General features: G+C 40.8%; 11 protein-coding genes. 3 read left to right on the top strand and 8 right to left on the bottom strand.

Translation table 11 applies throughout. From position 1 onward, the window contains the following. Nucleotides 1-415: 415 nt before the first annotated feature. Together yihI and hemN are read left to right on the top strand one after the other, a co-directional pair. A complete protein-coding gene (gene yihI, locus GKR71_RS06790) occupies nucleotides 416-934 on the top strand; it encodes a Der GTPase-activating protein YihI (RefSeq protein WP_036948490.1) in 519 nt (172 codons plus the stop codon). A 215-nt stretch (nucleotides 935-1149) separates the two neighbouring features. Then, on the top strand, nucleotides 1150-2523 hold the full coding sequence (hemN, locus tag GKR71_RS06785; RefSeq protein WP_154634079.1) for an oxygen-independent coproporphyrinogen III oxidase: 1374 nt from the start codon (nucleotides 1150-1152) through the stop codon (nucleotides 2521-2523). Between the two features lie 190 nt (nucleotides 2524-2713). On the opposite strand, the gene ampC is transcribed toward hemN, so the two are convergent. Then, nucleotides 2714-3856 (bottom strand): class C beta-lactamase, encoded by a 1143-nt coding sequence (gene ampC, locus GKR71_RS06780; RefSeq protein ID WP_036948496.1) that lies wholly within the window; start codon nucleotides 3854-3856, stop codon nucleotides 2714-2716. A 154-nt stretch (nucleotides 3857-4010) separates the two neighbouring features. On the opposite strand from ampC, the gene GKR71_RS06775 reads away from it, so the two are divergent. Continuing rightward, complete coding sequence (locus GKR71_RS06775; protein ID WP_036948499.1) at nucleotides 4011-4901, top strand: LysR family transcriptional regulator; 891 nt, start codon at nucleotides 4011-4013, stop codon at nucleotides 4899-4901. Nucleotides 4902-4984: 83 nt separating this feature from the next. On the opposite strand, the gene GKR71_RS06770 is transcribed toward GKR71_RS06775, so the two are convergent. The 7 genes from GKR71_RS06770 to GKR71_RS06740 form a co-directional block, all read right to left on the bottom strand. Next, nucleotides 4985-5272, bottom strand: a complete 288-nt coding sequence (locus GKR71_RS06770; RefSeq protein WP_036948501.1) for a helix-turn-helix domain-containing protein — start codon at nucleotides 5270-5272, stop codon at nucleotides 4985-4987. Between the two features lie 73 nt (nucleotides 5273-5345). Continuing rightward, nucleotides 5346-5573, bottom strand: a complete 228-nt coding sequence (locus GKR71_RS06765; protein WP_036948503.1) for a helix-turn-helix domain-containing protein — start codon at nucleotides 5571-5573, stop codon at nucleotides 5346-5348. 185 nt (nucleotides 5574-5758) lie between these two features. Beyond that, nucleotides 5759-6019, bottom strand: coding sequence for a helix-turn-helix domain-containing protein (locus GKR71_RS06760; protein ID WP_154634078.1), 261 nt, complete (start codon nucleotides 6017-6019; stop codon nucleotides 5759-5761). Between the two features lie 82 nt (nucleotides 6020-6101). Next, nucleotides 6102-7091: a fimbrial protein gene (locus GKR71_RS06755; RefSeq protein WP_036948508.1), complete on the bottom strand. Its 990-nt coding sequence runs from the start codon at nucleotides 7089-7091 to the stop codon at nucleotides 6102-6104. Between the two features lie 82 nt (nucleotides 7092-7173). Next, nucleotides 7174-7668, bottom strand: a complete 495-nt coding sequence (locus GKR71_RS06750; protein WP_036948510.1) for a fimbrial protein — start codon at nucleotides 7666-7668, stop codon at nucleotides 7174-7176. Between the two features lie 10 nt (nucleotides 7669-7678). Further along, entirely contained in the window at nucleotides 7679-8185 is a 507-nt protein-coding gene (locus GKR71_RS06745; RefSeq protein ID WP_036948512.1) for a fimbrial protein, read from the bottom strand. Nucleotides 8186-8194: 9 nt separating this feature from the next. Continuing rightward, nucleotides 8195-8470: fimbrial protein (locus GKR71_RS06740; protein WP_154634077.1), on the bottom strand; the 276-nt coding region annotated here is incomplete at its 5' end.

The following is an 8470-nucleotide window of genomic DNA, read 5'->3' as shown; positions in this document are numbered from 1 at the left end:
CTGTAGCGGCGTTGGCTTCGGTTGCTAACCCTAGTCACATACTTATGTATGCTCCTAGGGATTAGCAACTCTTGCCGCCTTGCTACAGCACAAACTATTTAGAGCATTGCTCAAGGTGACTCTCTATTTTTTGCCCTCTGGCGATACAGCTATTGAGAGCATTGGAATGCTTAGGCAACTTGAATTATTTAGAATATTGCTCAGGATATCTTTCTATTTTCTGGCGTACAGCTAGTTAGGCTCTCCCTTTTTGTTGCTTGCATGCAACTCAAATGATTTAAGGTATAATCATTAAAGTACTGTTGCGAATGCAAAGTGAGATAAAATTCACCTAAATTGCAAAGTAGTGCTTTCGCTGCTTAAGGGATCCTGCTAGATTCCGCCGCAGAAACTGATTTTATCAAGGTAGCAAACCATGAATTCACCGAAAAAACCGACCGCAAAACTGAAGAAAAAATACCGTAAGACGAAAGAAGAGCTCAACGCAGAAGGTCGTGAGCGTAAACGCGAGAAAAAACATCGCGGGCATAAGTCTGGTAGCCGTAACCAAGACGGTGCTTCGAATGGTCAAAAAAATGGGCAAAATGTTCAGGCTGACCCACGTATTGGCAGTAAAAAACCAATTCCACTGGTGGTTGAAAGTAACCAGCCAGTTGCGCGTCCTGTCGTGAAAGAAAAGCCAGTTGCTAAAGAAAAACTGACGCCAGAAAAAGAACTGGAAATGCTGGAAAGCAACGATCGCTTAGATGAGATTCTGGCACGACTGGAAGATGGCGAAACCATCACTGCGCAAGAGCAGCAATATGTTGATACCTGCTTAGATCGCATCGATGAACTGATGAATATCCTCGGTATCGAATATGCGGACGAAGACGGTGATGAAGAGGAAGAAGAGAAATTTGATGACATTATGCGCATCTTAAAAAGTAAATAATTTCCTATCTATTCGTTCCTCCCGTAGTAAGCGGGAGGAATTCTGCTTAATTTCTCGCCTATCTTCCTTTTCTTTGATGTTGCATCGGATCTGTATTTTCTAACATCGCTATAATCTTTGCGGTATAGACTCTTTACATAAATAGCTAAAAAATAATCTAAAGAGATATAATTAACAGTGATGCTTTCGAGCTTGTGGTCAATTAAGGAATATCAATGTCAGAGCAAAATATCGTTTGGGATCTCTCTCTCATCCAGAAATATAACTATTCAGGTCCGCGTTATACCTCTTATCCAACAGCCTTAGAGTTCAATCAAGACTACAACGAACAGGCTTTTGTTGAGGCAACCCAGCGTTATCCTGACCGTCCTTTGTCTCTGTATGTGCATATCCCGTTTTGCCACAAACTGTGCTATTTCTGCGGCTGTAATAAGCTAGTCACTCGCCAAAAACATAAAGCGGATGAGTATCTACAAGTCATTGAAAAAGAAATTATCCAGCGTGCTGCGTTACTTAAAAACCGCACAGTGACTCAAATGCACTGGGGCGGCGGTACACCAACGTATCTAGATAAGGCACAAGTGAGCCATTTAGTTGGCTTGCTGAAAAAACATTTTCATTTTGCGCCTGATGCCGAGGTGTCCATCGAAGTGGATCCCCGCGAAATCGAACTCGACATGATTGACCATCTGCGCAGTGAAGGCTTTAACCGCCTAAGCATGGGTGTTCAAGATTTTAATAAAGAAGTGCAAGTTCTGGTTAACCGCGAGCAAGATGAAGAGTTTATTTTTGCGCTCATTAAACGTGCCAAAGAGACTGGCTTCACTTCAACCAGTATCGACCTAATTTATGGTTTACCAAAACAAACCCCTGAAAGCTTCGCGTTTACATTGAAAAAAGTGGCGGAGCTCGCTCCCGATCGTTTAAGCGTTTTCAACTATGCGCATTTACCGAATTTATTTGCAGCGCAGCGTAAAATTAAAGATGAAGACCTGCCAACGGCGGAGCAAAAACTGGATATTCTGCAAGATACTATCGCAACGCTGACATCCGACGGTTATCAATTTATCGGGATGGATCACTTTGCGCGCCCAGAAGATGAACTGGCGGTCGCACAGCGAGAAGGAATTTTACATCGTAATTTCCAAGGGTATACCACCCAAGGAGATTGCGATTTATTAGGATTAGGAGTATCAGCGATCAGCATGCTCGGCGATAACTACGCCCAAAATCAGAAAGATTTAAAAACTTACTACGCGCAAGTGGAAGAAAAGGGGCATGCCCTATGGCGTGGATTAGTGCTAACTGACGACGACTGCCTGCGCCGTGACGTGATCAAAACATTGATTTGCAACTTCCAATTGAGTTTTGCGCAAATAGAAGCGCTCTACCCAATTGACTTCAAAACCTACTTCAAAGAAGACCTAGAACTGCTGAAACCGATGGCAGAAGATGGGCTGGTGGAAGTCAGTGAAACGGGGATTAAAGTCACGCCACGTGGGCGTTTGCTGATTCGTAATGTGTGTATGTGTTTTGATGTTTATCTTAGAAGCCAAATGAGGCAGCGCCAATTCTCCCGAGTCATCTAAATGTTCGTCATACTTCACGCCGTGGCTTTGTTGTCTGCTCTCGGTCACTCGGGTCACATACTTTTGTATGCTCCCCGAGATAACCTCGTTTGACGCCTAGCCACAACGTGAATTATTTAGAACATTGGATGCTTGGCATATGATTATTTTGAGTATTAAATTTCCTGCATATTCCGCGTTTGGCGCAGGGTTAGTGTTTCACTTTTTCGATCAGCTGGTAAGCGGTGTTGATGCGCTCAGGAATTGGGTACCATTGGTTGGAAAGCAGCACCACGGCGATTTTTTCCTCGGGAATAAATACCGCGTAGGTGGCGAATCCGCCGGTAGAGCCAGTTTTGTTATACAGTGAGCGAGATTCTGGTGGCATCGGTGGCTGAATGGCATCCACTTTTTGCGGTTTCAGTGCCATATCATCACGGTTACCTTGTTGTAACTGGGCGAGTGAAACTGGCCACGGATAACTTTCCCACATCAAATCTTGCACAAAAGAATCCGTCATATACACGCCTGTATGCGTATCTTCTACTGCTTCCTGCCACGGTTTTGCCACGTCGGCGACTTGCATATTAATATCTAAAAAGTGGATCAAATCCTTCGCGTTGGATTTCAAGCCGTAGGCTTCATTATCTAAAATTTGTGGAGTTACACGCACCGGCTGATGCTGCTTGTTATACCCTTGAGCATAATTTTTTTGCTGATTTTGCGGTACCTGTAAATAAGTATGCTTCATGCCCAAAGCTGGTAACATCATCTTTTCTATTGCATCAGGGAATGACTGATTAAGTTGCTTAGCAGTCACCATGCCTAATAAACCCACACCAAGATTGGAGTATGAACGGTATTCACCAATAGGTTTTACAGGGAACCACTGCTGATAATAATGGATTAGCTCCGCGCGGTTAGTCACTGCATCCGGAACAAATAGCGATAAGCCTGAAGTGTGGGTGGCTAGATTCATCACTGTTACTTTATCAAATGCGCTATTTTTTAATTCGGGTAAATAATGGCTGACGGTTTGTGCAAAATCTAACTTACCTTGTCCTTGAGCATAGGCGGCAAGCGTGGCGGTAAAGGTCTTTGATAAAGAACCGATTTCATACAACGTATTGTTGCTCACAGGCACCTGAGTCTGTTTAGACTGCACGCCATAGTGATAAATAAAATGCTCACCATCCACGGAAATCGCAACAGACATTCCCGGAATTTGCTGCTGTTTCATCAACGGTTTAATAATGCTGTCCACATCGGATTGCGTTAATGCCACGCTAGATAGTGAGGTAAATGCCAAACTTAGGGCGACAAGCAGCCGTCCGCGACGAAAAAGATTTTTCATACAGATATCCATTTAAATAAAAGTTTTAGTTATGATGAGTGACAAACAAGAGGCGGTCACATACCAAAGGAAGAGTGATTCTGGTGTTGGAGTATGCGGCTTTTTTGGCATTAGTTAAAACGATATAAAATTCGATGAGGTAAAAGAAAATCTTATGGCTGAAAATGCTCGCTACCGTTTACCCCTCAATGCACTCAGAGCCTTTGAGGCATCTGCGCGCCATCTAAGCTTTACTCGAGCAGGTATGGAGTTAAATGTCACTCAGGCAGCGGTAAGCCAGCAAGTTCGTGCGCTGGAAGAACAACTAGGCTTAGAGCTATTTATTCGTTTACCTAGAGGGCTAGCACTGACCGATGAGGGGTTGGCATTATTGCCTGTCGTTAGCCGATCTTTCGACCAAATCGAATCATTATTGCAGCAATTCGAAGATGGTCATTATCATGAGGTTCTGAATGTTTCTGTGGTGGGTACCTTTGCGGCGGGCTGGCTATTACCGCGTTTATCGCATTTTTCCGATCTTTACCCTTATATTGATTTGCGCATTATGACCCATAATAACGTGGTGAATTTAGCTGGAGAAGGGGCTGATTTTGCGATCCGTTTTGGGGAAGGGCTTTGGCCATTAGTGGAAAATACGCCGTTATTTTCTGCGCCGCATACGGTGCTTTGTGCCGAAAAGGTCGCTCATAAACTTAAGCATCCCATTGATTTACAAAATTTTCCGTTGATGCGATCTTATCGTAAAGATGAATGGGAAAAATGGTTTTTAGCGGCGAATGTGGAACCGTGGCGTGTGAAAGGACCTGTTTTTGATTCTTCCCGTTTAATGGTGGAAGCGGCTTTATTGATGGACGGTGTTGCCATCGCACCAAGCTGTATGTTTGAGCGGGAGCTAAGTGCAGGGGATTTGGTTCAGCCATTTGATATTTCCGTGACTCTCGGGGGCTACTGGCTGAGTCGATTAAAATCCAAACCGATGACACCAGCTATGACGATTTTCCAGCAATGGTTACTTGAAGAATCCAAAAAGAAGGATCATTTATAGGGTGATAAATCGGTGCTTAAATTTTAAAGCACCGATTGTGAAATTAGCTAGGGTGTGGCGAGTATGAATTCAGAAACGTTCGTTCAGAAAACGACCGACTCGGCAGCGTAGTAACTTTTTTTATGGTCTTGCTCCTCGCGGCTGCTAGTTATTTCATTAAATTCTGCAAAGAAATAGGCAGGGTCGACCGAGAAAATAAGAGAGAAATGGTAGAGCGTGTCCACATGAATATTCACATCGCCATTTTCGTAGCGAGATAAATGTTGCTGACTGATCCCCAATTGTTCGCTCAGTTGTTTTCCACTGATTCCGTGGCTATCTCTTAGCGCTCTTATTTTTAGACCGACAGATTTTGATACGATTTTCTCCATATCGTTAACTCCTAGGTATATTTATTATGAGAGTTAATTAGATTTTTTATATGAATAGAATATATCGAAATACTTATTTTTCATTGATATCTAGAAGGTCCTTTATACCAATTTCAAAATAATCCGCATATTGCCATAATCTATCTAAATTAATTCTATTAACTCCTCTTTCATAACGTGACTGCTGCTGCTCGCTAACACCAATGGTATCCGCAAGCTCCCGTAATGTGATTCCATTCATTTTTCGATAATAAATAATTTTACTACCGACCATTTTAGATATGAGATAATCTTTAGACATATTGAGCCTCTCTGTGAATAAGTGAATACATGGAAATAAATCAATCTTAATTAGATGATTTATTAAGCCTAATAAGCTCAATATGATTATTAACCTAGCATTAATTCTCAGGTTAAACTATAGATCTAGGTCAATAAATGAAAATTTCTCTTGTTGTCTTTTATTTGATAATTATCGATATTTGATTATCTATTAAAATGTATTTTTATATTTTTAGTTTCATGTTCACTCAGGTTAAAAAAATCTAATAAATCAACATTGAATATTTCCGCATACTGGCTAAGTCTATCCAAATTAATACGATTAATACCTCGTTCATAGCGAGATTGTTGCTGTTCGCTAACATTAATCATTTTGGCAATATCGTAAAGAGATAAGCCATTCATTTTTCGATAATAGGTTATTTTATTGCCAATAATTCGGGACACAGGGTAATATTCAGGCATCATCAACTCCTCTTTAATCATCTAATTCGATTATTATTCAATAAAATTTCTAATTAACGAAAATAGATAATCTATTTCTTACCTACTCATAGCGAATATTAACAGTTGCATTAGCATTTGCGGTTCCTGGTGTTACTATTGCTGCGGTTTTGATATAGCGTGCTTTCCAACCAAAAATATAGTCATTTGCAGGAACGGAATTTTGTTGCACTAATTTAGTATTTAACTGAATTGGGGTTCCAGCGTTATTCAGTAATTGCACAGCAATGCCTGTGGCTTTATTTGCTCCACTTAACCCAAGCCGCCCATTTGCTGCATTATCAACAGTATCTGAAGTTACTGTGTATTTTATATTGGTACCTGTTTGGCAACTTAATGTTATCGGAATATTAACCGTTCCTTGGAAATCACCAATATTTTTAAATTGGGTGTCATACCAGTCACCTAAATTAATATCATAGGTATTTTTACTGTTTTTTAGTGAACAACTAACGACGTTGATTCGATAGTTTGTTGGAAGACTTAATCTATTTCCTATAAATCGGGTTCCTGTTGTCGAATTACCTTGAGTTATATAGGCGATTTCTCCACTTCTTAATGTTCCTGAGGATGTAATAGTACCTGTTTTTACAATTTGAATATTCCAACCAGAGGGTGGCATAGTCCAACTAGAGCCACTTCCTGCATTTGCTGATGTTATAGGAATATAGCTACCTGAACCAAAAGTATTGTAATTGATTCTAATACCTATACCAGCGATACCGGTTGCTGCTATTTTACTGGCGTTAGCTGCCCACCCATTCACATAATAAAGATCTTGATATCCACCGCATGCAATTTTACCAGTTGCAACATCTGCAAAATTATAATTACTCGAAAATGCTTGCACATATTGTGTATCAAGAACGGTTCCGACTGCTGAAATATTATCGTACTGCACAGTAATTGTTTTTCCTGAAGCTGTACTTCTTAAGTTATTTTGCGGATTTTGAGCACATTCAGCCAAAGAGTAATGGGAATATAAAAATAAAGTCCCAATAACTAATATGGTGCGATAAATACGATTTTTCATTTTGTATACCTTATTAAAGATTTATCACAAGAGTGCTGTTAAATATTATTAAGCTATTACAGTGCGTTTTTAAGATTATGTTTTACTGATATGTCAGCGAAAACTCTAAATGGCTTTTAAAATCCCCAGGGGTAAACATGGGTTGAAGGCTAATCATTCTTGCGGATAGCGGAATTTCGGCACTTTTGGTGGTGCTATTAATGGCCAGATCTACTGCACTGCCATTTTTAATGGTGGCTTTATTACTTTTTTGCGCCAGATGCAGCAAGCTGTTTGTAGAGCTACCTGTATTCACAAAATAGTTATTATCGGTGGCATCGGCAGTGCCATTAACACTGAATTTGGCATTTTTTGTTGAAACAGGGCAATCAACCAATTTGATAGAAAAATCCACCCATGGGCTTTGCGCAGGGTTGCGATAATTCCAACGGTTTATCTTACCTAATTCCACGTTATAACTGGTATTTTCAACTTTGCAGGGCATAACCACGACATTACCATGCACATAGATATTGACGTTTTCTGCCATCACTGGCAGGGCGCACAATCCAAGTAAACTGAATAATATTCTTTTCATGATCAGCCTCTTATAAATAGGTAATAGTGGCGGTAATATTGGCGGATAAACTGCCTGCGGTACCATTGCCGAGTGAGGAAAATGCCCGTGTGCGTAGGGGAATACTGACCAAAGGCTGCCCGTTGGTGGGAACCGTTAATATCTTGGTATTGCCTAGCGGTGTAGCCCCATCGCCACTTTGCAATTGAATGGCAATATTGGTAGCGGTGCCGCTATTTTTATACAAGCTGGCGATATCGGCACTATCTGCGGTTCCTGTGAACGTTAATCTCACGCTATTAATAAACGAGGAGCAATCTTTTAATTCAATAGTAAAAGGTTTCCAATCTGAGGCTTTTGTTCCACTATAAAAAGTATCTAAAGGAATGGTGGTCAGATCCACATCCACATTATTACCGGTAGATAAATTGCACGTTGCAGCTTTTATATTTCCGGTGAATTTCAAATAGACAGTATCCGCCGCATCAGCCGTTATCGAAATATTTAAGAATAGTAGGGTGAGCAGTAATTTTTTCATTTTAAACCTCTATTCATAGCGAATATTGACAGTGGCATTGGCATTTGCCGTACCTGGTGTAATTGTGGCGGCCGTTTTAATATAACGAGCTTTCCAGCCGAAGATATAATCGCCTTGGGCAACGTTATCTTGTTGAGTCAATTTTTGATTTAATACAATAGGCGTTCCGGCATTATTTAATAATTGCACTGCAATACCTGTCGCTTTATCTGCACCGGTTAAACCTAGCCGACCATTTGCAGCATTATCAATTGTATCTGACGTTACCGTGACTTTAATATTGGT

Source organism: Providencia sp. wls1922, assembly GCF_009706505.1.
Lineage (GTDB): Bacteria > Pseudomonadota > Gammaproteobacteria > Enterobacterales > Enterobacteriaceae > Providencia > Providencia lanzhouensis.
The sequence above is the reverse complement of the archived record's forward strand: the minus strand, read 5'-3'. Positions and strand labels throughout refer to the sequence as shown.